20 protein-coding genes and 1 rRNA gene are annotated in these 23996 nt (G+C 58.8%); 20 read left to right on the top strand and 1 reads right to left on the bottom strand.

Translation table 11 applies throughout. The features are described from left to right. The first annotated feature begins 40 nt into the window (after positions 1-40). The 7 genes from ACNQFG_RS15400 (at position 41) to ACNQFG_RS15370 (ending at position 7877) form a co-directional block, all read left to right on the top strand. Positions 41-1321, top strand: a complete 1281-nt coding sequence (locus tag ACNQFG_RS15400; protein WP_423405505.1) for a bifunctional folylpolyglutamate synthase/dihydrofolate synthase — start codon at positions 41-43, stop codon at positions 1319-1321. Positions 1322-2126: 805 nt separating this feature from the next. After that, positions 2127-3503, top strand: a complete 1377-nt coding sequence (locus tag ACNQFG_RS15395; RefSeq protein WP_423405504.1) for an MATE family efflux transporter — start codon at positions 2127-2129, stop codon at positions 3501-3503. A gap of 18 nt (positions 3504-3521) precedes the next feature. Further along, positions 3522-4274, top strand: coding sequence for an exodeoxyribonuclease III (locus ACNQFG_RS15390; protein ID WP_423405503.1), 753 nt, complete (start codon positions 3522-3524; stop codon positions 4272-4274). A 37-nt stretch (positions 4275-4311) separates the two neighbouring features. Next, the gene (locus tag ACNQFG_RS15385) at positions 4312-4794 is read left to right on the top strand and encodes a COG2426 family protein (RefSeq protein ID WP_423405502.1); all 483 of its coding nucleotides are present in this window, start codon (positions 4312-4314) and stop codon (positions 4792-4794) included. An 89-nt stretch (positions 4795-4883) separates the two neighbouring features. Further along, a complete protein-coding gene (locus ACNQFG_RS15380) occupies positions 4884-6272 on the top strand; it encodes a Sapep family Mn(2+)-dependent dipeptidase (protein ID WP_423405501.1) in 1389 nt (462 codons plus the stop codon). Positions 6273-6280: 8 nt separating this feature from the next. Continuing rightward, on the top strand, positions 6281-6697 hold the full coding sequence (locus tag ACNQFG_RS15375) for a DUF3842 family protein (protein ID WP_423406608.1): 417 nt from the start codon (positions 6281-6283) through the stop codon (positions 6695-6697). Between the two features lie 79 nt (positions 6698-6776). Then, on the top strand, positions 6777-7877 hold the full coding sequence (locus tag ACNQFG_RS15370) for a glycosyltransferase family 2 protein (protein ID WP_423405500.1): 1101 nt from the start codon (positions 6777-6779) through the stop codon (positions 7875-7877). 96 nt (positions 7878-7973) lie between these two features. Here ACNQFG_RS15370 and epsC read toward each other — a convergent pair whose 3' ends face one another. Beyond that, the gene (gene epsC, locus ACNQFG_RS15365) at positions 7974-8645 is read right to left on the bottom strand and encodes a serine O-acetyltransferase EpsC (RefSeq protein WP_423405499.1); all 672 of its coding nucleotides are present in this window, start codon (positions 8643-8645) and stop codon (positions 7974-7976) included. Positions 8646-9086: 441 nt separating this feature from the next. Between epsC and ACNQFG_RS15360 the strand changes: the two genes are divergently transcribed. From ACNQFG_RS15360 to ACNQFG_RS15300, 13 genes are all read left to right on the top strand, one after another. Next, entirely contained in the window at positions 9087-10277 is a 1191-nt protein-coding gene (locus ACNQFG_RS15360) for a dihydroorotase (protein WP_423405498.1), read from the top strand. 57 nt (positions 10278-10334) lie between these two features. Beyond that, entirely contained in the window at positions 10335-11201 is an 867-nt protein-coding gene (gene pyrF, locus ACNQFG_RS15355) for an orotidine-5'-phosphate decarboxylase (RefSeq protein ID WP_412621247.1), read from the top strand. Continuing rightward, positions 11182-11955, top strand: a complete 774-nt coding sequence (locus tag ACNQFG_RS15350) for a dihydroorotate dehydrogenase electron transfer subunit (RefSeq protein WP_005944199.1) — start codon at positions 11182-11184, stop codon at positions 11953-11955. Before pyrF ends, ACNQFG_RS15350 begins: the two co-directional genes overlap by 20 nt. Then, positions 11955-12881, top strand: coding sequence for a dihydroorotate dehydrogenase (locus ACNQFG_RS15345; protein WP_412289780.1), 927 nt, complete (start codon positions 11955-11957; stop codon positions 12879-12881). The genes ACNQFG_RS15350 and ACNQFG_RS15345 overlap by 1 nt, the downstream gene beginning before the upstream one ends. A gap of 133 nt (positions 12882-13014) precedes the next feature. Then, positions 13015-13608: an orotate phosphoribosyltransferase gene (gene pyrE / locus ACNQFG_RS15340; RefSeq protein WP_294648825.1), complete on the top strand. Its 594-nt coding sequence runs from the start codon at positions 13015-13017 to the stop codon at positions 13606-13608. 20 nt (positions 13609-13628) lie between these two features. Beyond that, positions 13629-14738 (top strand): carbamoyl phosphate synthase small subunit, encoded by a 1110-nt coding sequence (locus ACNQFG_RS15335; RefSeq protein WP_423405497.1) that lies wholly within the window; start codon positions 13629-13631, stop codon positions 14736-14738. Between the two features lies 1 nt (position 14739). Continuing rightward, complete coding sequence (gene carB, locus ACNQFG_RS15330; protein ID WP_423405496.1) at positions 14740-17991, top strand: carbamoyl-phosphate synthase large subunit; 3252 nt, start codon at positions 14740-14742, stop codon at positions 17989-17991. A 219-nt stretch (positions 17992-18210) separates the two neighbouring features. Next, positions 18211-18522 (top strand): HU family DNA-binding protein, encoded by a 312-nt coding sequence (locus ACNQFG_RS15325; protein WP_423405495.1) that lies wholly within the window; start codon positions 18211-18213, stop codon positions 18520-18522. 126 nt (positions 18523-18648) lie between these two features. Beyond that, positions 18649-19836, top strand: coding sequence for a DEAD/DEAH box helicase (locus ACNQFG_RS15320; protein WP_423405494.1), 1188 nt, complete (start codon positions 18649-18651; stop codon positions 19834-19836). Positions 19837-19943: 107 nt separating this feature from the next. After that, positions 19944-20597, top strand: a complete 654-nt coding sequence (locus ACNQFG_RS15315) for a MerR family transcriptional regulator (RefSeq protein WP_423405493.1) — start codon at positions 19944-19946, stop codon at positions 20595-20597. Then, complete coding sequence (locus ACNQFG_RS15310; RefSeq protein ID WP_005944222.1) at positions 20578-20889, top strand: heavy metal-binding domain-containing protein; 312 nt, start codon at positions 20578-20580, stop codon at positions 20887-20889. The genes ACNQFG_RS15315 and ACNQFG_RS15310 overlap by 20 nt, the downstream gene beginning before the upstream one ends. Then, positions 20886-21791 carry a lysostaphin resistance A-like protein gene (locus ACNQFG_RS15305; protein WP_423405492.1) on the top strand — a complete coding sequence of 302 codons (906 nt, stop codon included), beginning with the start codon at positions 20886-20888 and terminating at the stop codon, positions 21789-21791. Before ACNQFG_RS15310 ends, ACNQFG_RS15305 begins: the two co-directional genes overlap by 4 nt. A 560-nt stretch (positions 21792-22351) precedes the next feature. Then, positions 22352-23862, top strand: a 16S ribosomal RNA gene (locus tag ACNQFG_RS15300). Positions 23863-23996 lie beyond the last annotated feature (134 nt).

The following is a 23996-nucleotide window of genomic DNA, read 5'->3' as shown; positions in this document are numbered from 1 at the left end:
TGCATAGATGGAGAGGGTCTCTCTGAAGGAACGTGGCATCATGAACTACGAAGAAGCAATGGAATACATCCATGCGGTCCAGTGGGCCGGCCACAAGCCCGGCCTGACGCGCACCCGCACCCTGCTGGCCGCACTGGGCGACCCGCACAAACAGCTCAGATTCGTGCATGTTGCAGGCACCAACGGCAAGGGCAGCACCGCCGCCATGATGGCGTCCTGCCTGCAGGCCGCGGGCTATCGGGTGGGCCTGTACACCTCGCCCTTCATCAACCGCTTCAACGAGCGCATTCAGATCAACGGCGTGCAGATCAGCGACGAGGAACTGGTGCGCCTGGTGGAAACGATCCGGCCCGCCGCCGATGCCATGGAAGATGTGCCCACCGAGTTTGAGATCATCACGGCGCTGGGGATGCTCTATTTTGCCCAGCAGAAATGTGAGATCGTGGTGCTGGAGGTGGGCCTTGGCGGCACGCTGGATTCCACCAACGTCATTGATGCCCCGGAGTGCGCAGTCATCACGGCACTGGGCATGGATCATGTGAAGGAGCTTGGCCCCACCCTTGCGGACATTGCCGCCGCCAAGGCGGGGATCATCAAGGAAGAGTGCCCGGTGGTGAGCTACGGCGGCGTGCCGGAGGCCGACGCCGTCATCGCCCGCACGGCGGCAGAGCAGAACGCCCCGCTCCATGTGGTCGATTTTTCGAAGCTGACCGTGGAAGGCGGCGACCTGGACGAAGTGACCTTTGACTTCGACGGCTTGAACGGGGTGCGCCTGCCTCTCATTGGCAGCTACCAGCCCCGGAATGCCGCCGTCGCCATCACGGTGTTGAGGGTACTGCGGGAAAAGGGCTGGAACATCCCGGAGGAGGCCATCCGGCAGGGGCTGGAGAGCGTCCGCTGGCCGGGCCGGTTCGAGCTGCTGCGGCACACGCCTGCTTTCCTGCTGGACGGCAGCCACAACGCCCACGGAATGCGTGCCACGGTGCAGAGCCTGAGAGACCGCTTCCCCGGGCAGAAGTTCGTTTTTCTGGTCAGCATCATGGCAGACAAGGATGTGGACCAGATGCTGGAGCTTCTGCTCCCGCTGGCAAACCGGTTCGTCACGGTGGCGGCGCACACGCCGCGCGCCATGCCTGCCGAAACGCTGGCAGAACACATCCGGGTGCGGGGCGGCACGGCGGAGCCTGCCCCGTCCATCGAAGCCGGAGTGGCCCGCGCGGTGGAGCTGGGCGGCACCGGCCCCGTCTGTGCGCTGGGGACGCTGTACTTCTCCGGTGAGGTGCGGGAAGCCTTTCGGAAGATATGCCCTCTCAGTCGCTGACGCGCCAGCTCCCCCAGAGGGGGAGCCACTGGCGAGCCGGTTTTGATCGTGCTGAATGAACAGAGTTTCTCGAAACCATAAAATAGAGTGCTCCGCTGTTTCGATTCACAGCATCTGCAAAAACGCTCTTTTGTTAGAGCTATCGTGTAGATGCCGCTGGTCTTGACAGCGGAGCACTTTCGTTTACGGGATTCGAAAACGTTCAGCGTTCAGCAGGGGGTTGCCCAGCCTGCCAAGGGCTCTCCCTTTGGGAGAGCTGGCAACGCGAATGCGTTGACGGAGAGGGTACGAAAAAGCGCTTCCCCATGCAGGTTGGGGAAGCGCTTTTTCTGTCCCGTACAGGACAGGGTAAATGATAAGAAGGTAAATGAAGAAAATAGCAATATAAATTAGAAGGATGAACACAAGAGCCGTGGGGGCAAAGCTCGTCGCAGTCGTTGTATCCCACTGCTGCTCTTGTTGGATACAAGATAGCACTTTTCGAAGCAAAATGCAAGAGGTTTTTTGAAAAAAGTTCTGGAAATCGAACAAAAATCTGATATTTTGTCACAACGCACAAAATTGGCAGAACATTCTCGGCAAAACTGATAAAACAAGCTCCCCTAGGGCCGGGAACATCCGCAAAAACACGTGGGTAGGAAAAGAATCTGCAAAATCCGCAGATGGATTCTTTACAACCGAAACCGGGTGTGTTAAGATGAATACAAGCATGTTAAAATGCGGCATTGCGGCCTGCAAAGACGGCAGGAGGGGAGCCGGGCCTTTTTGCGCCCGGCGGCCCGGAAAACGAAACGTGAGGAACTCTATGGAACGAACGATCACCAAAGAAAAAATCCGGTTCGGAGGGCGGAAGCCGCTGTTCACACAAAAGGAACTGCTGCTGCTGACCGGCCCGCTGCTGGTGGAGCAGCTGCTGGAAGTGACCGTGGGTATGGCCGATACCATGATGGTGTCCCGCTGCGGCGAAGCGGCCATTTCCGGTGTCAGCCTTGTGGACATGATCAACAACCTCATCATCGTGCTGTTTGCGGCGCTGGCCACTGGCGGCGCAGTGGTGGTAAGCCAGTATCTGGGGGCCAGGGAGCAGAAGCATGCGGATGCCAGCGCCGGTCAGCTCATCCTGCTCAGCGGCCTGTTCGGCGCGGCGGTGGGCGTCGTCTGCTTTGTGATGGCCCGGCCCATGATCCGCCTGTTTTATGGCTCGATCGAAGCCGACGTACTGGACGCCGGTGTGCGCTACCTGAAGGTGATCGCCCTCAGCTATCCGTTTCTGGCACTGTATAACGGCGGTGCGGCACTGTTCCGCAGCATGGGCAACTCCAAGATCTCCATGCAGATCAGCTTTTTGATGAACGTGATCAACATTGTGGGCAACGCAGTGTGCATCTTCGGATTTAAAATGGGCGTAGACGGTGTTGCATGGCCCAGCGTGCTGTCTCGTGTGGTGGCAGCGGCCCTTATCCTGCGCAAGTGCTATCATAAGGAGACCGGCAATGTGCTGAGCATCCCCAAAACGCTGCGGCTGGATGCCGGGCTGTCCCGGCGCATTCTGGGCATCGGCATCCCGTCCGCCTTTGAGAACAGCCTGTTCGAGGCCGGACGCATTCTGGTGGTGAGCATGATCTCCACCTTCGGCACAGTGCAGATCGCAGCAAACGCCGTGGCAAACAATCTGGACGGCATGGGCGTGATCCCCGGCAAGGCCCTCAGCCTTGCTATGATCACGGTGGTGGGCCGCTGCATCGGTGCGCGGGACGACGAGCAGGCTGTTTATTATACCCGCAAGCTGCTGCTCTGGGCGTACCTTACCATGAGCCTTTCCAATGGCGCGATCCTGCTGTTCGTGAAGCCGCTGGTGGGCATCTATGAACTTTCCGGTGAGACCATGGAACTGGCCATCCTGCTGGTACAGATCCATGCGGGCTGCGCGTTGTTCCTGTGGCCGACCTCCTTCGTGCTGCCCAACGCCCTGCGTGCAGCCAACGATGTGAAGTTCACCATGATCGTGTCCATCCTGAGCATGGCGGTGTGGCGGCTGGGCTTCAGCTACCTCATCTGTGTCCGGATGGGGCTGGGCGCGGTCGGTGTCTGGATCGCCATGGTGGTGGACTGGGTCTGCCGTGTGACCTGTTTTGCCGCCCGCTTCCGCAGCGGTGTATGGAAAACCAAATATCAGGCATAACATCAAAGGAGCGATGTGATGAAACTGATCAGCTGGAACGTCAACGGCCTGCGCGCCTGCCTGACCCATGGCTTTGCCGAGAGCTTTGCGGCTCTGGATGCCGATATCTTTTCGGTGCAGGAGACCAAGATGCAGCCCGGTCAGGCGGATTTTGCGCCGGATGGCTACACCGAGTATACCTATTCTGCCGAGAAGAAGGGCTACTCCGGCACGGCCTGCTGGTGCCGTGAGCAGCCGCTGTCCGTGACCACCGGCATCGGCATTGAGCAGCACGACCACGAGGGCCGTGTGCTCACGCTGGAATACCCGGGGTTCTGGCTGGTGAACTGCTATACCCCCAACAGTCAGGACGGGCTGAAGCGTCTGGACTACCGCATGGAGTGGGAGGATGCCTTCCGTGCCTACCTGCTGGCACTGGACGCAAAAAAGCCGGTGATCCTGTGCGGCGATCTGAATGTTGCCCACACCGAACAGGACATCAAGAACGACAAGACCAACCACATGAGCGCAGGCTTTACCGATCAGGAGCGCGGCAAAATGACCGAACTGCTGGACGCAGGTTTTGCCGACAGCTTCCGCGTGCTGCACCCGGACGAGGTGAAGTACAGCTGGTGGAGCTACCGCTTCCACGCCCGCGAGAAGAATGCGGGCTGGCGCATCGATTACTTCATCGTGTCCCGCCGCATTGCCGATAAGATCCGCGCGGCGGAGATCCACAACGAGATCTTCGGCTCAGACCACTGCCCGGTGGAGCTGGACATTGACCTGTGAGATTCCATTCATTTTGAATCAACAAAGGAGAGTATCCATGCTCAAGAACTATCTGCTCGTCTTCTTCGTCTCGATGGTGCCCGTGGTGGAGCTGCGCGGTGCCATCCCCATCGGCCTGGGTCTGGGCCTGCCGGTGCTGCCCACCTACGTCATCTGTGTGCTTGGCAATATGCTGCCGGTGCCGTTCATCTATCTGTTTGCACGCAAATTCCTGATCTGGGGCTACCACAAGCCCCTTATCGGGCCCATCTGCAAGTTCTGCATCGTCAAGGGCGAAAAAGGCGGCCGCAAGCTGGAAGAGAAGGCCGGCAAAGGTCTGACCGTGGCGCTGCTGCTGTTCGTGGGTATCCCGCTGCCGGGCACCGGCGCGTGGACCGGGACGCTGGCGGGCTCGATCCTGGATATGAAGTTCAAGGACGTGGTCAAGGCCTGCATGGGCGGCGTGCTGCTGGCGGGCATCATCATGGGTCTGGCCAGCATGGGCGTTCTGGGCGCGGCCAGCAGCCTGTTTGCGGTATGACGGCGGCTGCCGGGATGGCAATCTTGCGCGAAATGTGTTAGAATAAACAGCAATGTGTCTGTTAAGACAAAAGAAAGGACGAACCAACCATGGATCAGGCTTTGAACCAGAAGATCGACGCATTCATTGCGGCGAACAAGGAGCAGTGGCTCAAGGATATTGAGGCACTTGTTTCCATCAACAGTGTGGAGAGCACCCCCGCAGAGGGCGCACCCTTTGGCCAGGGTGCACGCGCAGCGCTGGACAAGACGCTGGAGCTGGCTGCGGGCATGGGCTTTGCCACCCGCAACTGCGAAAACTACATCGGCTATGCAGAGCTGGCCGGCAAGGACCCTGAAAAGTATCTGGCGACCATCTGCCATGTGGACGTGGTGCCCGTGGGCAACGGCTGGACGGCCGACCCGTTCCAGATGGAGGTCCGGGACGACTGGCTCATCGGCCGCGGTGTGGCCGACGACAAAGGCCCCATGATCACCATTCTGTATGCCCTGAAGTTCCTCAAGGAGCAGGGCTATTCGCTCAAGTACCCCATCCGCGCCCTCGTCGGCGACAACGAGGAGACCAGCATGGCCGATGTGAAGTATTACCTCAAGCATTACCCGGCCCCGGTCTTCTGCTTCACCCCGGATGCCGAGTTCCCGGTGTGCAACGGCGAGAAGGGACACTTCGGCGCTGAGCTGGTCAGCCCGGTCTGCAACGGTGAGATCAAGGATTTCGTGGGCGGTGTGGCAAACAACGCCGTGCCCGACCGTGCAAGCGCGCTGGTCAGGACCGACATCTCCAAGCTGAAGAATGCCCCGAACATCACGCTGGAGCCGGAAGGCGACGGCGTGCGCATCCGCGGCTGGGGCAAGTCCGGCCACGCAGCCATGCCGCAGGGCACCGTGAACGCCATTGGTCTGGTGGTGAACTACCTGCTGGACAATGGCCTGTGCAATGAGACCGAGCGCGCCTATCTGGAAGCGCTGAAAAAGCTGCACTCTTCCACGGCCGGTGAGGGCATCGGTGTCGCCTGTGCCGACGGCCCCTTTGGCCCGCTGACCGTGATTGGCGGCCGCATCTTCATGCGGGAGGGCCGATTCGTGCAGACGCTGGACAGCCGCTATCCCACCTGCACCACCGGCGACCGGATGGCAGAGCAGATCCGTGCGGCCATCGGCGAGGGTGCTTCCCTCGAAAACGTCGAGAGCGCGGAGCCGTTCTACATCGGGGCCGACACCCCTGCCATCAAGGCCTGCATCAACACCTACAACGAAGTGACCGGCGAGAACGCCAAGCCCTTCACCATGGGCGGCGGCACCTATGCCCGCCACTTCCCCTATGCGGTCAGCTTTGGCCCCGAGCATGTGGACCTGCCGCTGCCGGAGTTCGGCGGCCCGATGCACGGTGCAAACGAAGCGGCACCCATCGACAAGCTGCTGGAAGCCGTGAAGATCTATATCATCGCGCTGCTGCGCCTTGAGGAGATCGACTTCTGATGCAGCCGATGAATGTGCTCGTCATCGACGGGCAGGGCGGCGGTCTGGGCCGGCAGCTGGTGTCTGCCCTGGCAGCGGCCTGCCCGGAGGCAGAACTGACTGCGGTGGGCACCAACAGTCTGGCGGCAAACGCCATGCGCAAGGCCGGTGCCCCGCGTGCCGCCACCGGCGAGAACGCCGTGGTGGTGAACTGCCGCAGCGCGGATATCATCGTGGGGCCCATCGGCATCGTCGTTGCGGATGCACTGCTGGGCGAGATCACGCCCGCCATGGCGGCTGCGGTCTGCCAGAGCGGGGCCAAGAGGGTGCTCGTGCCCATCAACCACTGCGAGAACTACGTGGTCGGTGTGCCGGATCAGCCCGTCAGCCAGCTCGTGGCGGCTGCGGCCCAGAAAGTAAAGGAACTTTGTTCCGGGATCGGTTGAGCGGACTTTTTTCAAACTTCTTGAAACAGGGGAGGCCGCATGTTAAAATAAGAGCGGAAAAGCTCTGGAGGAAATGCGGATGAAAACAAAGTGTGCGAAGCAGCCGCTGGTCAGCGTCATCGTTCCGGTCTACAAGGTGGAAGCCTATCTTCAAACCTGTGTGGACAGCATTCTGGAACAACCGTATGAGAATGTCGAGATCATTCTTGTGGACGATGGTTCGCCGGACCGCTGCCCGATGATCTGCGAAGAGTATGCGAAAAAAGACCCGCGTATCCGGGTGATCCATCAGGAGAACCGGGGTCTGCCTGCGGCGCGGAACACGGGCCTGCGGGCAGCAAGCGGGGAGTGGATCATCTGTGTGGATTCGGATGATCTGTGGAAATCGGATCTGCTGGAATCGGTCATGGCGGTCGCGAGCGATGCAGTGGACCTGATCGCCTTCAGCTATATGCCGTATCCGGAAGGACAGCCGCTGCCGCAGCCCAGCCCGCTTCGCACGGGAACCTACCGCACCGGCGGGCGAGAACTGCTGAACGCGCTGCAGCTCGGTCTGCTGGATGAATATCACCGCGCCGTGCCGTATTATTTCGGAGCCTGCTGGATCGAACTGGTGCGGAGAGACTTTCTGGAAGAGAACCATCTCTATTTTGATGAGAGCCTGAAGCAGTGCGAAGACATGATCTGGAACCTGAACCTGCTGGAGCGGGCGCATTCCGTGGGGCTTCTGGACAAAGACCTTTACTATTATCGGCTGCGTCCGGACTCCATGTGCCATATTCACGACAAGCGGCTGCCGGGCTATCTGGATACAGTCGATCAGCGGGTCGTGGAATTCGGCCAGCGGGAAAAGAAGGACGCAGACTTCTGGGCGGCCTACGATATCTGGCTCATGAAGACGTATGTTCGTCTGTTGGACAAGTGCTATTTCAACCCCGCAAATCCGGATGGCCCGATCCAGGCCTGGCGCGCTTGGCGGAAGATGATCGACGACTGCCCGACGCTCCGGCACCTTTCGAAAGCGCCCCTCAAGGAATTTTGGAACAACCGGAAGCGCTATGTCCCACTGTTCTTTTTCCGGTTCCGGGTGCCGCTGTATCTGATGACACGGCTCACATTCTGGGAGCTGAAACGGCACGATCAGGGGTATGCGGACAAAGCCCGCCGCCGTGCGGAATGAGTTCCCATGTCAGCGCTTGAAAACACATCTTGACGGAAAAAACATCCTGACCGGACGAATCCGGTCAGGATGTTTTTTGCTGCGGCAGGATGCCGGTCATTTCGGGCTGCGTTTCCGGATGTCGTGGATGGTCGGCGGCACATCGCCCTGCGCGGCCTTCTCCATGGCGCTGATGCGGCGGTCGAGGTCGGTGATGCGTTGGGCGACCACATCGGGCAGATCCTGCTGGTCCAGATCGTCCGCCGGGTTCACGGCCTTGTTGTTGATGCGCACCACCTCGGCGGGCACGCCCACAGCGGTGCAGTTGGCAGGCAGATTGCGCAGCACCACGCTGCCTGCGCCGATGCGGGAGTTGTCCCCGATATACACCGGGCCAAGGACCTTGGTGCCTGCACCGATCAGCACGTTGTTGCCCAGAGTGGGGTGGCGCTTGCCGGTGTCCTTGCCGGTGCCGCCCAGAGTGACACCGTGGTAGATGGTGCAGTTGTCCCCGATCTCGCAGGTCTCACCGAACACGATGCCCATGCCGTGGTCGATAAACAGGCATCTGCCGATGGTGGCACCGGGGTGGATCTCGATGCCGGTCTTATGCCGGCCGCGCTGGCTGACCCATCGCGCCAGAAAAAAGTGCCCGCGCTCATACAGCCAGTGCGCAATGCGGTGATACACCAGAATGTGAAAGCCCGGATACAGCAAAATGACCTCCAGCACGTTGCGTGCAGCGGGGTCCTTGCGCTGGATGTTCCGCGCGTCCTCCAACAAACCCATGTGGGAAACCCTCCCTTTTCCAATGCCGCCCGCGGCGGCTCTCTCGTTTGAGTATTATGATAACACATCTGAACTTTAATGTACAGTGTTTTGCTAGGAATTGCGGCCTCAAATTTCCGGTTCGGAGGGGGGATTTTGGTTTTTCGGTAGAGTAGCTAAAATTTGCTGAGTTCGGCCCGAAACCTTTTTACAAAGAAAAAAGCCCGGAAGCATTGACACATTTCGCGCTTCTATGCTAAAATATAACGAAACAAAATGCACGAACAAAGGAGACGCCGACATGCTGTCAAAAATGAACGCAAAACTGGAAAATCAGTTTGCTGCCTTTTTTGCAGTGGGTTCCGTGTTTCCTTTTTTGCGTAATTCGAACTTTTCCATTTGAGGAAAAGTTCTTTTTTTTGCCCAATCGAGCGCACACCAAAAACAGGGAGGTATCGTACCATGCTGCTTGTAAACGCTGTCAACACGGAAGGACGCCCCGTGGAGCTGTTCGTCAGGGACGGAAAGATCGCGGCGGTCGGCCAGGAGCTGGAGGCACTGGCCGGGGAGAACGAAACGGTCATTGATGCCGGCGGGCTGACCGTGCTGCCCGCCTTTGTGGATCTGCACTGCCACTGGCGCACCCCGGGCTTTGAGTACAAGGAGGACATCGAGACCGGCAGCCGCGCCGCAGCTGCCGGCGGTTACACCTTCGTGAACCTGATGCCCAACACAAAGCCGGTGTGCTCTTCTGCGGCACAGGCGTTCATGGTGGAGCAGAAGGCTGCCGAAGTAGGCCTGTGCGATGTGAACCAGACCGTCTCCATCACCGAGAACTTTGACGGTGTGAGCATCGACCACCTCAAGACCCTGCCTGCCGGTGTGAAGTTCATCACCGAGGACGGCCACGGCGTGCAGGACAATGCCACCATGGCAAAGGCTTTCGCCATCTGCACCCAGAAGGATATCACCGTGATGAGCCACGCCGAGGATATGGAGATCAGCCCGTGGGACTACCGTCTGGCTGAGGATATCGAGACGGTGCGCAACTGCTGGCTGAGCGAATACTACCAGACCAAGCTGCACATGTGCCACGTGTCCACTCGCGGTGCGCTGGATGCCATCCAGATGGCAAAGCTGCGGGGGGCACCCGTCACCTGCGAGGTGACCCCGCACCACCTGTGGTTCACCAATGATACCTGCGATTACCGTGTGAACCCGCCCATCCGCACCGCCGACGATGTGCAGGCGCTGGTGGACGGCATCCGCACCGGCATCGTGGATGCCATTGCAACCGACCACGCGCCCCACTCCGAAGAGGACAAGCTCAAGGGCATGGCCGGTATGGTGGGCAGCGAGACCGCTTTCGGCGTCTGCTACACCAAGCTCTGCAAGCAGGAAGGCCTGCCGCTGGAAGTGCTGGTGCACCTGATGAGCACCCGCCCTGCCGAGATCCTGGGCCTTGCCAAGGGTCAGCTGGAGCCGGGCTACGACGCGGACTTTGTGCTGGTGGATCTGGATACCCCCTACACCGTGGATAAGGACAAGCTGCACTCCAAATCTCACAACACCCCGTTCGACGGCGCTGAACTGTACGGCAAGGTGTGCGCCACCATCAAGGGCGGCAAGCTGACCTATCAGGCAGAGGATTGAAAAAGCAATACTATATAAGATAAGAATCGATAAGAGAGCAAACAGGAGGAACCCACAATGACCAACATGGATAAGCTTTACGAAGCAGTGGAAGCCCGCGGCCCGGTGTGCGTGGGTCTGGACACCGACTTCAGCTACCTGCCCGCCGATTTTGTGGACAGCACCCTGTCCCGCGGCGAAAACATCGTGCGCTTCAACAGGAAGCTCATCGACGCCACCAAGGCCGTGGCAGGCTGCTACAAGGTGCAGATCGCTTACTACGAGTCTCTGGGCCTTGAGGGCATGAAGGCCTACGCCGACACCCTGAAGGCGGTGCGCGAGGCCGGTGTGCCGGTGATTGCCGACATCAAGCGCGGCGACATTGCCAAGACCGCCGAGATGTACGCCATGGGTCACTTTACCGGCGATTTCGAGAGTGATTTTGTCACGCTGGCACCCTATATGGGTCTGGACTCCATCAGCCCCTACCTGCCCTACGCCGAAAAGCAGGGCAAGGGCATGTTCGTGCTCTGCCGCACCTCCAACGGCGGTGCCAAGGACTTTGAGTATGAGAAGCTGGCCGACGGCCGCCACGTCTACGATCTGGTGGGCGACAAGCTGAACGCTCTGGGCAAGGACTACATGGGCGAGCACGGCTACTCCTCCATCGGTCTGGTCATCGGCGGCACCCACATCGAGGAGGCCACCGAGATCCGTGCAAAGTATCAGGACAGCTTCTTCCTGATCCCCGGCTACGGCGCACAGGGCGGCAAGGCCGAGGACATTGCCCAGTACCTCACCAAGGGCAACGGCGGCGTGGTCAACTCCAGCCGCGGCATCCTGCTGGCCTATAAGAAGCAGCCGGGCACTGCCTTTGACGAAGCCGCTTACAACGAATGTGTGAATATGAAGGAGGCCATTGCTCATGCGTGCAGCCTGCTGTGAAGCCACTGTTCTGCGCAATGAGGTCATTGCCCCGGACATCCGCCTGCTGACGGTGGTCTGGCCGGACCGCGATCACGCACCCCACGCAGGCCAGTTCTTTACCCTGCGTGCATGGGGCGCAGACGAAGCCCCCTTCCTGTCCCGGCCCATCAGCGTGCACCGCTGGAACCCGGACAGCAGCACCATCGAGTTTCTGTATCAGGTGGTGGGCGAGGGCACTGAAAAGATCGCGCAGCTCAAAATGAAGGATACCTTCCAGCTCACCGGCCCTATGGGCAACGGCTTTGATGTGCCGGACATCCTGAGCAAGTACAAAAAGATCGCTGTGGTGGGCGGCGGCATCGGCACCGCGCCCATGTTCCAGCTCACCCGTGAACTGGCAGCGGCAGGTGTGAAGCCGGATGTGTTCTTCGGCTTCCGGGATGCCCCCTACTGCATGGAGGAGTACCGCGAGATCGCAAACCTTGTCAAGGTGTCCACCGACACCGGCGCAGTGGGCTTCCACGGCTTTGTCACCCAGCTGTACGACCCCGCCGACTACGATGTGGTGCTGGTGTGCGGCCCCACGGTCATGATGAAGAACGCCGCCCGCCTGTGTGCCGAGAAGGGCACCCCCTGCTTTGTGAGCATGGAAAAGAAGATGGCCTGCGGCATCGGTGCCTGCCTTGGCTGCACCTGCGAGACCAGGGGCGGCGAGGGCAAGAGCGTGTGCAAGAACGGCCCGGTATTTGATGCAACGGAGGTGTTCTTCTGATGGCTGACCTGAAAACCAACCTGCTGGGCTTTGTGATGAACAGCCCGGTCATCGGCGCATCCGGCACTGTGGGCTACGGTGTGGAGTACGAAGAGCTGGCAGACTTTTCCAAGATCGGCGGCATCTCCGGCAAGGGCCTGACCCTGCACGGCCAGTACGGCAACAAGGGCGAGCGCCTGTGGGAGACCCCCTCCGGCCTCATCAACAGCATCGGCCTGCAGAACCCCGGCGTGCAGCACTTCATTGACGTGGAGCTGCCCGAGATGCTGGAACTGAAGCAGAAGTACGGCACGGTGGCCATTGCCAACCTTGGCGGCCACAGTGAGGAAGAGTATGTGGAAGGTGCCGCGATGCTGAGCGACAGCGCAGTGGACATCGTGGAGCTGAACATCTCCTGCCCAAACGTCAAGGTGGGCGGCATGGCCTACGGCGTGAAAGCCGAAGCTGCCGGTGAGGTGGTGCGCATGGTGCGCGCTGCCTGCAAAAAGCCCCTGATGGTCAAGCTGAGCCCGCAGGCCGAGAACATCCCTGAGATGTGCAAGGCCGTGGAAGCCGCCGGTGCGGATGCCATCAGCCTGACCAACACCTTCCAGGCCTGCGCCATCGATCTGGAAAAGCGCCGCCCGGTGTTCAACAACATCTTTGCGGGCCTGTCCGGCCCGGCGGTGCGGCCCATTGCCCTGCGCATGGTGTGGCAGGCCGTGGGCGCTGTGAACATCCCGGTGGTGGGTCTGGGCGGCATCGCCACGGGCCGTGACGCACTGGAGTTCATCATGGCCGGTGCTGCGGCGGTGCAGGTGGGTGCCGCAAACTTTGCCAACCCCCGCGCCATGGAGACCATTGCGGACGAGATGGCCGCATGGATGGACAAGAACGGCGTGAAAACGCTGGACGAGATCCGCGGATGTGCCCGGAATGCTGAATAATCCAATTGATATACCAGCAAAATACTGATTTATACGCATAAAAACAAAGCTGTTGCATAAATTTGCAAATCACGCAAAAGCGTGGTACAATACCGTTCAAAAGACATTTTTATAAAAGAGAGGGAGAAGTACAATGAGTGAAGCACTTGAGATCCTGAAGAGCTGTGACGCGTTCCTGGAAGGCCACTTCCTGCTGTCCTCCGGCCGCCATTCCAGCGCATACTGCCAGATGGCTTATCTGCAGCAGTACCCCGACCGCTGCGCCGAGGTGATGAAGATCGTGGCAGATAAGGTCAAGGAAATGGACGTGGATGTGATCGTCGGCCCGGCCATGGGCGGCATCGTGTACGCCTACGAGCTGGCCCGCCAGACCGGCAAGCGCGCCATCTTTACCGAGCGCGTGGACAATGTGATGACCCTGAAGCGCTTCGCCATCCACCCGGGTGAGAAGTGTCTCATCGCTGAGGACGTGGTCACCACCGGTATCTCCTCTCTGGAGACCAAGCGCGTGATCGAAGAGAACGGCGGCATCTGCGTGGGCATCACCTGCGTGGTGGACCGCACCAAGCCCGAGGCTCCGTCTCCCATTCCCATCGTGGCAAGCGCCCTCAAGCTGGATCTGCCCAACTACGCACCGGAAGAGTGCCCCATCTGCAAGGAAGGCAAGCTGCCGCTGGTGCATCTGGGCAGCCGCAAGATGAAGCAGGAAGCAAAGCAGACCCTGTAATGTGTTGAAACGAGGAAAATATGAACGCATATCTTCTTTTGGCAAATGGCATGGTCTTTGCCGGCCAGTCGGTGGGTGCCGAGGGCGTCACCGTGGGCGAGGTGGTCTTTGCCACCGGCATGGTGGGCTTTCAGGAGACCCTGACCGACCCCAGCTACTATGGCCAGATCATCACCCAGACCTACCCCCTTATCGGCAACTACGGCATGAATAAAGACGACATGGAGTCCGACCGCATCTGGGCAAAGGGCTACATCGTGCGCGAGGCCTGCACCACCCCCTCCAACTGGCGCTGCGAGGAAACGCTGGACAGCTTTTTGAAAAAGAACAACACCATCGGCATTGAGGGCATCGACACCCGCCACCTGACCCGCATCATCCGCGAGAGCGGTGTGATGAACGGTGCCATCCTGACCACCTTCGACCCCGCCGACCCGGCCAACAAGGCCGAGACGGACAAGCTGCTGGAGACCATCCGCGCCTATGCCGTGACCGATGCGGTCAAGAACGTCACCTGCGCAGCGCCCGAAGTCTTCAACGAGAAGGGCGAGATCCATATCGTGCTGATGCACTACGGCTGCAAGCGCAACATCGTGCGCTGCCTTGTCAAGCGCGGCTGCAAGGTGACAGTCATGCCCGCCTTCGCCACCGCCGAGGAAGTGGCCGCTCTGAATCCGGACGGCATCATGCTGTCCAATGGTCCCGGCGACCCGGCGGAACCCGTGGAGGTCATCGAGAACCTCAAGCACATCTTTGAGCTGAATATCCCCACCTTCGGCATCTGTCTGGGCCACCAGCTGTCCGCTCTGGCAGCCGGTGCCAAGACCATGAAGCTCAAGTACGGCCACCGCGGTGCCAACCAGCCCGTGACAGACTTTGAGTCCGGCCGCACCTTCATCACCAGCCAGAACCACGGCTATGCTGTGGTGGGCGACGAGCTGCCCGCCGAGATGGGCGAGGTGGCACAGGTGAACGCCAACGACGGCACCTGTGAGGGCATCAAGTACAAGAAGTGGAACTGCTTTACCGTACAGTTCCACCCGGAAGCAAACGGCGGCCCCAAGGATACCGAGTTTCTGTTCGACCGCTTCCTGAACAACGTCAAAGCAGCAAAAAAGGAGGCACGCTGAAATGCCGAAGGACCCTAGAATCAAGAAGGTGCTGGTCATTGGCTCCGGCCCCATCATCATTGGTCAGGCTGCGGAGTTCGACTACTCCGGCACGCAGGCCTGCCGCGCCCTGAAGGCAGAGGGCATCGAGACCGTTCTGCTGAACTCCAACCCCGCAACCATCATGACCGACCCGGATGTGGCCGACCATGTTTACATCGAGCCCATGACGCTGGAAGTCGTGGAGCGCATTCTGGACATCGAAAAGCCGGACTCCGTGCTGCCGAACCTCGGCGGCCAGATGGGCCTGAACCTGTCCATGGAGCTGGCCCGCTCCGGCTATCTGGACCGCACCGGCATCCGTCTGCTGGCCTGCAAGCCCGAGACCATCGACCGGGCCGAGGACCGCGAGCTGTTCAAGGAGACCATGGAAAAGCTGCACCAGCCCATCATCCCCTCTGAGGTGGTGGAGACGCTGCAGGACGCTCTGGCCTGCGCCGACCGCATCGGCTACCCGGTCATCGTGCGCCCGGCCTTTACCATGGGCGGCACTGGCGGCGGCATCTGCGAGACCCGCGAAAAGCTCATCGAGATCGGCACCAACGGCCTGCGCCTTTCCCCCATCCATCAGATCCTTGTGGAAAAGTGCATCGCCGGCTGGAAAGAGATCGAGTATGAGGTCATGCGCGACCACAAGGGCAACGTGATCACCGTGTGTAACATGGAGAACCTGGACCCTGTGGGCATCCACACCGGCGACTCGGTGGTCGTGGCTCCCTCCCAGACCCTGACCGACCACGAATACCAGATGCTGCGCACCGCTGCTCTGGATATCATCACCGAGCTGGGCATCGAGGGCGGCTGCAACTGCCAGTTCGCCCTGAAGCCGGACAGCTTTGATTATGCGGTCATCGAGGTCAACCCCCGTGTGTCCCGCTCTTCCGCACTGGCCTCCAAGGCCACAGGCTATCCCATTGCCAAGGTGGCTACCAAGATCGCCATTGGCTACACGCTGGACGAGATCACCAACGACGTCACCGGCAAGACCTGCGCCTGCTTTGAGCCTGCGCTGGACTACATCGTGGTCAAGTATCCGAAGTGGCCCTTTGATAAGTTCGTCTACGCCGACAAGTCTCTGGGCACCCAGATGATGGCCACCGGCGAGGTGATGAGCATTGGCAACAGTTTCGAGGCTGCCATGATGAAGGCGGTCTCCTCCATTGAGCTGGGTATGGACACCCTGACCCACAAGCCCTTTGAGGAGCTGACCGATGACGAGATCGTGGCCCACATGCATGTTCAGGATGCCGAACGCGTGTTCTGCGTGTACGAGGCCCTCAAGCGCGGCATCGACCACCAGACCATCTACCGCATCACCAAGATCGACTGGTGGTTCCTGGACAAGATGCAGCATCTGGCAAATCTGGAAAAGGGTCTTGCCAAGTGCAACGGCGTGCTGACCGAAGAGCAGTACAAGACTGCCAAGAAGTACGGCTTCCAGGATAAGACCATCAAGCGTCTGGCACAGGTGGACACCCTGCCTGTGGAGAACTACCGCGCCGGTTTCAAGATGGTGGATACCTGCGCTGCCGAGTTCTCGGCCAACACCCCTTACTTCTACTCCACCTACGACGGCGACAACGAAGCTGCTGAGTTCATTGCCGAGAAGGAAGCCGAAGCATCTGCCAAGGGCGAGCCCAAGAAAAAGAAGGTTCTGGTCTTTGGTTCCGGCCCCATCCGCATCGGTCAGGGCATCGAGTTCGACTACTGCTCGGTGCACTGTGTGTGGACCCTGAAGAAGCACGGCTGCGAAGCCATCCTTGTAAACAACAACCCCGAGACCGTCTCCACCGACTTTGACACCGGCGACCGTCTGTACTTTGACCCGCTGAACCCGGAGAGCGTGGACAACATCATCGCCACCGAGAAGCCGGATGCCTGCGTGGTGCAGTTCGGCGGCCAGACCGCCATCAAGCTGGCAAAGCACATGGACGAGATCGGCCTGCCCATTCTGGGCACCCCGGCAGATGCCATCGATGAAGCAGAGGACCGTGAGCGCTTCGACGAGCTGCTGGAGCGTTGCAGGATCCCCCGCGCACCGGGCCGCACTGTCTTTAATCTGGACGAGGCTCTGGCTGCCGCCGACGAGATCGGCCTGCCGGTGCTGATGCGTCCCTCCTACGTGCTGGGCGGTCAGAACATGATCGTGGCCTACACCAAGGCGGACGTGATCGAGTACATGGGCGTTATCACCAAGCATGTGGACATGGATCACCCTGTGCTGCTGGATAAGTATATTCTGGGCACCGAGTGCGAAGTGGATGCCATCTGCGACGGCGAAAACTTCCTGATCCCCGGCATTATGGAGCAGGTGGAGCGCACCGGCGTGCACTCCGGCGACTCCATCTGTGTCTACCCGGCACAGCACCTGACTCAGGCCGAGATCGACACCATGGTGGATTACACCGGCCGCTTTGCCCGCGAGCTGCATGTCAACGGTCTGGTGAACGTGCAGTACGCAGTTTCCAATGGCAAGGTGTACGTTATTGAGGTGAACCCCCGTTCCTCCCGTACCGTGCCGTATATCTCCAAGGTCACCGGCGTGCCCATGGTGGATCTGGCAGTGCGCTGTTGTCTGGGCGAAAAGCTGGCAGATATGGGCTACGGCACCGGCCTGCACCCCAACGCACCTTATGTGGCCGTCAAGGTGCCTGTGTTCAGCTTTGAAAAGCTGCACGGTGTGGATACCCAGTTCGGTCCCGAGATGAAGTCCACCGGCGAAGTGCTGGGCATTGCCCCCAACTACCACGATGCCCTGCTCAAGGGCCTTATCGGCGCGGGCTACACCTTCAAGACCCCCGGCCCTGCAAGCTGCTGCATCTTCACCGTGAAGGACAGCGACAAGCCGGAGTTCGTGGATATCGCATGGAAGCTCAAGAGCATGGGCTACAAGCTGTACGGTACCTCCGGCACCTGCGCATGGCTCAACAAGCACATGGTGCCCTGCAACGAGGTGCGCAATATGTCCGGCGAGTCGCCCAACATCGTGGACCTGCTGCAGAGCGGTCTGGTGGATTATGTGTTCTCTACCAGCGCTAAGGGCCGTGACCCCAAGCGCGACTCCGTGCGCCTGCGCCGCAAGGCTGTGGAGCTGAGCATCCCCTGCATCACCGCAGTGGATACCGCCAACGCTCTGGTGGACTGCCTGCGCAGTGATCACAGTCTGGAAAATATCCCGCTGGTGGATATTGCCACCCTGTATCACCGCAAATAATTACCTCACGAATTACCCGTAAAATGCTTTTTTGCAGCGCCCGCCAAAACAGCGGGCGCTGTATTTGTGAAGGACGGAGAGAGATTACATAAGTTCGTGCGCAATAAATGACGTTTTGTGCGCAATCTGTCGCAAACAGTGTGTGAATTATGTTATACTCAACAACGCAAAATTTGCCAAAAGACGTTACTTTTGGACACTCCAGGAGGATATAGATACATGACCCGTTCCCAGATGATCGAGACTGTGGCACGCAAGACCGGCTTCACCGAAGCACAGGTCGAGACCACGATGGATGCAATGTTTGACCAGATCGCCGACTGCCTGCGCGCAGACGAGAAGGTGACCATCGCAGGCTTTGGCCGTTTTGAGATGCGTCCCCGCAAGCCCAAGGCCTACACCAACCCCAAGACCAAGGTTTCCAGCCGTCTGGAGTCCACCTCCATCCCCGGCTTCAAGGCCAGCGGCCGCTTCAAGCAGAAGCTGGAAGCAGGCCGTGCCGCTGACAAGAGCGTCGAAGAGACTGCCTGATCCCTGCAACAGAGATCTGCATCCAAGAGCTGTGCTCCCAAATGGGGGCATGGCTCTTTTTGTTACTGACAAGTGCGGCATTTCATGCTATACTGTAAGAAAATCGGAACGGAATGGAGAAGGATCATGCTTTACAGTGAGTTGCAGTGCAGCGATGCCATCCACAAGGCCGTGGAGCGCATGGGCTTTGCCGAAATGACCGAAATTCAGGAAAAGACCATCCCCGTCATGATGGCGGGCTATGACGTGATCGCAAAAGCCCCCACCGGCACCGGCAAGACCTGTGCCTTCGGCATCCCGGTGGCGGAGCAGATCGACCCGGCCCAAAAGGTGCCGCAGGCGGTCATTCTGGCCCCCACCCGGGAGCTGGCCCAGCAGATCGCCGACGAGCTGACCGCCCTCACGGCCTTTATGCCGGGCGTTGCAGTTGCCTGCGTGTACGGCGGTGCCAACATGGAAAAGCAGGCAAAGCGCCTTGCCGAGGGCTGCCAGATCGTGGTGGCAACGCCGGGCCGTCTGATGGACCACTACAAGCACCATTCCATTGATATCTCCCATGTGACCCAGATCGTGCTGGACGAGGCCGACGAAATGCTGAACATGGGCTTCTATAAGGATGTGCGGCATATCATTGAAATGATGAAGGCCCGCAAGTCCCTTTCCATGTTCTCGGCCACCATCAGCCGCGAGGTAATGGACATCGGCTGGCTGTACCAGCACAACGCCGAGGAGATCACCGTTCAGCCCAAGGAAGAAAGCCAGCCCAAGATCACCCAGTATATGCTGGAGACCTCCGGCCGCAACAAGCTTTCCGACCTTGCACAGATCATCATTGGTGAGAACTACAAGCGGGTGATGGTGTTCTGCGATACCAAGTTCAACACTGCCACTCTGGCCAACCAGCTGGCACGGCTGGGTTTCTCGGTGGACTGCCTCCACGGCGACCTCTCCCAGAAGGAGCGCAACCAGATCATGCAGAACTTCCGGGACGGCAAGCTGGCCATTCTGGTAGCCACCGACGTTGCCGCCCGCGGCATCGATGTTTCGGATGTGGATGCCGTGATCAACTACGATGTGCCCAGTGAGAACGAACATTACACCCACCGCATCGGCCGCACCGGCCGTGCCAAAAAGGAGGGCGTGAGCTACCTGTTCTATGTGCCGGAGGAGAAAAAGCGGGTGCAGGAACTGCTGCGCTTGACCCGCAATACCGACCTGTGCACCCCGGTGCACTTCGACTTCAACCATGAGCACATCGTGGTGGAGAAAAAGCAGGACAGCGCCGACCGGTTCCAGATCAAGTGCTATTTTTAAGCGCAAAAAGTCTTTCTCTCGGCGAGGGGAAGACTTTTTTGCTGAAACCCCTTGACCTTCCCCTTTCTGGAAGGTGTAACATAGGCACGTAAGGAGGCACCGGAGCCATGAAGATCAACGAAGTGGAAGCCGCTGTGGGCGTGACCAAAAAGAACATCCGCTTTTACGAGGAGGAGGGGCTCATTACCCCCAGCCGCGAGCCGGGCAACGGCTACCGCAGCTACTCGCAGGCGGACGTGGAACGCCTGCGCCGCATCAAGCTGCTGCGCAAGCTGGATGTGCCGCTGGCCGAGATCCGGGAAATGCTGGAAGGGGAATGCACCCTTGCCGACGGCATGGCCCGCCAGATGGAACGTCTGTGCGCCCGCCGCACCGACCTCGACGAAGCCATCAGCTTCTGCGAGCGATTGCAGCGGGAACCCGGCAGCCTCAGTGAACTGGATGTGGAGCAGACGCTTGCGCGCCTTGCTGCACGGGAGGAACAGGGAGTGACCTTTGTGAACATTGAACGCACAGACCGAAAAGGCGAGCGCATCAAAGGGGCGCTGGTGGGCGCAAGTCTGTTTACCGCGATCATGCTGCTGACCATGGGCATTATCGGGTGGACCATCTGGATGGACCTGCAGGATATGCCGCCGCTGCCGCTGCTGGTGCTGCTGTTCGGCATCCCGGCGGGCTGCATCCTTGGTACGCTGAAGGTTTTGGCAGACCGGATCCGAGAGATCAGGAAGGGAGAAGAAGATGCTTATCGTAACTATTAACGAGGTGCCCGGCAAAAAGCTGGAAGCGCTGGGCGTGGTGCGCGGCAGCACGGTGCAGAGCCGCAATCTGGGCCACGATCTGATGGCGGGGTTCCGCACGCTGGTGGGCGGTGAAGTGACCGACTACGCGGATATGCTCACCGAAGCCCGGCAGATCGCCACAGGACGCATGGTCAAGGATGCAGAGGCCCTTGGAGCGGATGCAGTTGTAGGGATGCGCTACGCTTCCGCCAGCGTCATGCAGGGCGCGGCAGAGGTCATTGCTTATGGAACGGCGGTGAAGTTCGTATGAGCAGCAGAGAAAAACAGGGTTTTGGAATCTACTTTTTAACGGCATTTGGTCTGGCATGGCTGTGTCAGGTGTATGCAAGCATGCAGCTCCTTCAGGGCAATGCTGCGGTATACCGTGCGCTGCTGTCCGTGAGCATGTTCTGCCCTCTGGCGGCCGTGCTTGCGGCGAAAAAAGTCTATCTGCATCAGCCCACCGGCATCGTCTGGAAGGTGCAGGGCAAGCGCCGCTACTGGCTGGCGGCGTGGTTCGGCCCGGCGGTATTTACGGTGCTGGCCGCAGTGCTCTACTTTGCGGTGTTCCCGCATCGACTGGACCTCTCCGGCAGCTGGCTGGCAGCGGCCTACGGCGGCGAGATGGACGCTCAGACTTTGAAAAGCCAGCTGGGGGTATCCAATGCCAGCTACATGTTGCAGACCGGCCTGCTTGCCGTGACGCTGGGTCCGCTCATCAATATGTTCTTTGCCGTGGGCGAGGAAGCCGGCTGGCGCGGGTATATGATGCCTCACCTGAAGAAGCAGCTCGGCCTGCTCAACGGCCGCCTGCTGGGCGGCGTGATCTGGGGTGTCTGGCACTGGCCGCTGATGCTGCTGGTGGGTTATGAGTACGGCACGGATTATCTGGGCGCGCCTGTGCTGGGCCTTGTGGTATGGTGCGTGTTCTGCTTTGCCATGAACAGTCTGCTGGATCTTCTCTATGAAAAGACCGGGTGCATCTGGGTTCCGTCCATCGCACACGGCGCATTCAATGCAGTTGCGGCATTGTTCACGGTGCTGACCTACCCGGCAGATGCCTATTATAATGTGCTGGGCCCCACGCCCATTGGTCTGATCGGGCTGCTGCCGGTGCTGGCAGCAGCGGTCTGGCTCACGTTGCGCGAGATGAAACAGGAAGAGAAAAGCTGAATCCAGGCTCCATGTCTGCATCCTTCGATGCCAGGCGTGGAGCTTTTCTATATAATAGGAAGAAAGCTTGAAACAGCAGCACATTGGCAGCGAAAAAAAGGACCGATCTGATCCGGACGCAGCAATTTGAAGTTTTTTGAAAAAACTTGTAAAAAAGTGTTGACATCTACCCCAGTGTATGGTATTATACTTGAGCGCCAAGCGCTGAGGCAAAAGAATGACTTCCGAAGCCTCAGCAGGAAGCCCTTGAAAAGAACCAATAGACGCTGAAAAGTTCCAGTTTGTTCTGAGAAATCGGAAGCAGTCCACGTTCAAAACGTTCGAAACGCTTCGAAAAAAGTACTTGACAAAAAACCACTTCGGTGGTAAAATAAACAGGTCGTCAGCCGCAAGGCTGAGGCGCACAGGACCTTGAAAATTGAACAATATCGAAAAACTTGTAAGGAACCTTTTAAGTGTTTGGAAAAACACTAAAAACAATTCCAAAAGTAATTCACACAGGACGCAAGCGATTGCGTGCTGAGCGAACAAGATTTAACACTTTTAAGTGATAAATATCATTTATAAAGAGTTTGATCCTGGCTCAGGACGAACGCTGGCGGCGCGCCTAACACATGCAAGTCGAACGAGCGAGAGAGAGCTTGCTTTCTCGAGCGAGTGGCGAACGGGTGAGTAACGCGTGAGGAACCTGCCTCAAAGAGGGGGACAACAGTTGGAAACGACTGCTAATACCGCATAAGCCCACGGCTCGGCATCGAGCAGGGGGAAAAGGAGCAATCCGCTTTGAGATGGCCTCGCGTCCGATTAGCTAGTTGGTGAGGTAATGGCCCACCAAGGCAACGATCGGTAGCCGGACTGAGAGGTTGAACGGCCACATTGGGACTGAGACACGGCCCAGACTCCTACGGGAGGCAGCAGTGGGGAATATTGCACAATGGGGGAAACCCTGATGCAGCAACGCCGCGTGGAGGAAGAAGGTCTTCGGATTGTAAACTCCTGTTGTTGGGGAAGATAATGACGGTACCCAACAAGGAAGTGACGGCTAACTACGTGCCAGCAGCCGCGGTAAAACGTAGGTCACAAGCGTTGTCCGGAATTACTGGGTGTAAAGGGAGCGCAGGCGGGAAGACAAGTTGGAAGTGAAATCTATGGGCTCAACCCATAAACTGCTTTCAAAACTGTTTTTCTTGAGTAGTGCAGAGGTAGGCGGAATTCCCGGTGTAGCGGTGGAATGCGTAGATATCGGGAGGAACACCAGTGGCGAAGGCGGCCTACTGGGCACCAACTGACGCTGAGGCTCGAAAGTGTGGGTAGCAAACAGGATTAGATACCCTGGTAGTCCACACCGTAAACGATGATTACTAGGTGTTGGAGGATTGACCCCTTCAGTGCCGCAGTTAACACAATAAGTAATCCACCTGGGGAGTACGACCGCAAGGTTGAAACTCAAAGGAATTGACGGGGGCCCGCACAAGCAGTGGAGTATGTGGTTTAATTCGACGCAACGCGAAGAACCTTACCAAGTCTTGACATCCCTTGACAGGCATAGAAATATGTTTTCTCTTCGGAGCAAGGAGACAGGTGGTGCATGGTTGTCGTCAGCTCGTGTCGTGAGATGTTGGGTTAAGTCCCGCAACGAGCGCAACCCTTATGGTCAGTTACTACGCAAGAGGACTCTGGCCAGACTGCCGTTGACAAAACGGAGGAAGGTGGGGATGACGTCAAATCATCATGCCCTTTATGACTTGGGCTACACACGTACTACAATGGCGTTAAACAAAGAGAAGCAAGACCGCGAGGTGGAGCAAAACTCAGAAACAACGTCCCAGTTCGGACTGCAGGCTGCAACTCGCCTGCACGAAGTCGGAATTGCTAGTAATCGTGGATCAGCATGCCACGGTGAATACGTTCCCGGGCCTTGTACACACCGCCCGTCACACCATGAGAGCCGGGGGGACCCGAAGTCGGTAGTCTAACCGCAAGGAGGACGCCGCCGAAGGTAAAACTGGTGATTGGGGTGAAGTCGTAACAAGGTAGCCGTAGGAGAACCTGCGGCTGGATCACCTCCTTTCTAAGGAGTCAGGCAGAAAGAGCGACATCGAAGATGGAGATCTTTCGGACAGGTAACAAAGACAAGTAGAGTAGATATTGTTCGATTTTGAGGGCCCTGAAAAGGACACTCAAAGACGTACCTTGAAAACTGAA

This window comes from Faecalibacterium prausnitzii (assembly GCF_049532945.1).
Taxonomy (GTDB): Bacteria; Bacillota; Clostridia; order Oscillospirales; family Ruminococcaceae; genus Faecalibacterium; species Faecalibacterium prausnitzii_N.
The sequence above is the reverse complement of the archived record's forward strand: the minus strand, read 5'-3'. Positions and strand labels throughout refer to the sequence as shown.

Excerpts from the sequence above, each read along its gene's own strand:
- ACNQFG_RS15315 (WP_423405493.1), top strand. The coding sequence starts at position 19,944 with ATGAAGATCAACGAAGTGGAAGCCGCTGTGGGCGTGACCAAAAAGAAC.
- pyrF (WP_412621247.1), top strand. The coding sequence starts at position 10,335 with ATGACCAACATGGATAAGCTTTACGAAGCAGTGGAAGCCCGCGGCCCG.
- ACNQFG_RS15400 (WP_423405505.1), top strand. The coding sequence starts at position 41 with ATGAACTACGAAGAAGCAATGGAATACATCCATGCGGTCCAGTGGGCC.
- ACNQFG_RS15325 (WP_423405495.1), top strand. The coding sequence starts at position 18,211 with ATGACCCGTTCCCAGATGATCGAGACTGTGGCACGCAAGACCGGCTTC.
- ACNQFG_RS15320 (WP_423405494.1), top strand. The coding sequence starts at position 18,649 with ATGCTTTACAGTGAGTTGCAGTGCAGCGATGCCATCCACAAGGCCGTG.
- ACNQFG_RS15310 (WP_005944222.1), top strand. The coding sequence starts at position 20,578 with ATGCTTATCGTAACTATTAACGAGGTGCCCGGCAAAAAGCTGGAAGCG.
- ACNQFG_RS15390 (WP_423405503.1), top strand. The coding sequence starts at position 3,522 with ATGAAACTGATCAGCTGGAACGTCAACGGCCTGCGCGCCTGCCTGACC.
- ACNQFG_RS15360 (WP_423405498.1), top strand. The coding sequence starts at position 9,087 with ATGCTGCTTGTAAACGCTGTCAACACGGAAGGACGCCCCGTGGAGCTG.
- carB (WP_423405496.1), top strand. The coding sequence starts at position 14,740 with ATGCCGAAGGACCCTAGAATCAAGAAGGTGCTGGTCATTGGCTCCGGC.
- ACNQFG_RS15380 (WP_423405501.1), top strand. The coding sequence starts at position 4,884 with ATGGATCAGGCTTTGAACCAGAAGATCGACGCATTCATTGCGGCGAAC.
- pyrE (WP_294648825.1), top strand. The coding sequence starts at position 13,015 with ATGAGTGAAGCACTTGAGATCCTGAAGAGCTGTGACGCGTTCCTGGAA.
- ACNQFG_RS15305 (WP_423405492.1), top strand. The coding sequence starts at position 20,886 with ATGAGCAGCAGAGAAAAACAGGGTTTTGGAATCTACTTTTTAACGGCA.
- ACNQFG_RS15375 (WP_423406608.1), top strand. The coding sequence starts at position 6,281 with ATGAATGTGCTCGTCATCGACGGGCAGGGCGGCGGTCTGGGCCGGCAG.
- epsC (WP_423405499.1), bottom strand. The coding sequence starts at position 8,645 with ATGGGTTTGTTGGAGGACGCGCGGAACATCCAGCGCAAGGACCCCGCT.
- ACNQFG_RS15335 (WP_423405497.1), top strand. The coding sequence starts at position 13,629 with ATGAACGCATATCTTCTTTTGGCAAATGGCATGGTCTTTGCCGGCCAG.
- ACNQFG_RS15350 (WP_005944199.1), top strand. The coding sequence starts at position 11,182 with ATGCGTGCAGCCTGCTGTGAAGCCACTGTTCTGCGCAATGAGGTCATT.
- ACNQFG_RS15345 (WP_412289780.1), top strand. The coding sequence starts at position 11,955 with ATGGCTGACCTGAAAACCAACCTGCTGGGCTTTGTGATGAACAGCCCG.
- ACNQFG_RS15385 (WP_423405502.1), top strand. The coding sequence starts at position 4,312 with ATGCTCAAGAACTATCTGCTCGTCTTCTTCGTCTCGATGGTGCCCGTG.
- ACNQFG_RS15395 (WP_423405504.1), top strand. The coding sequence starts at position 2,127 with ATGGAACGAACGATCACCAAAGAAAAAATCCGGTTCGGAGGGCGGAAG.
- ACNQFG_RS15370 (WP_423405500.1), top strand. The coding sequence starts at position 6,777 with ATGAAAACAAAGTGTGCGAAGCAGCCGCTGGTCAGCGTCATCGTTCCG.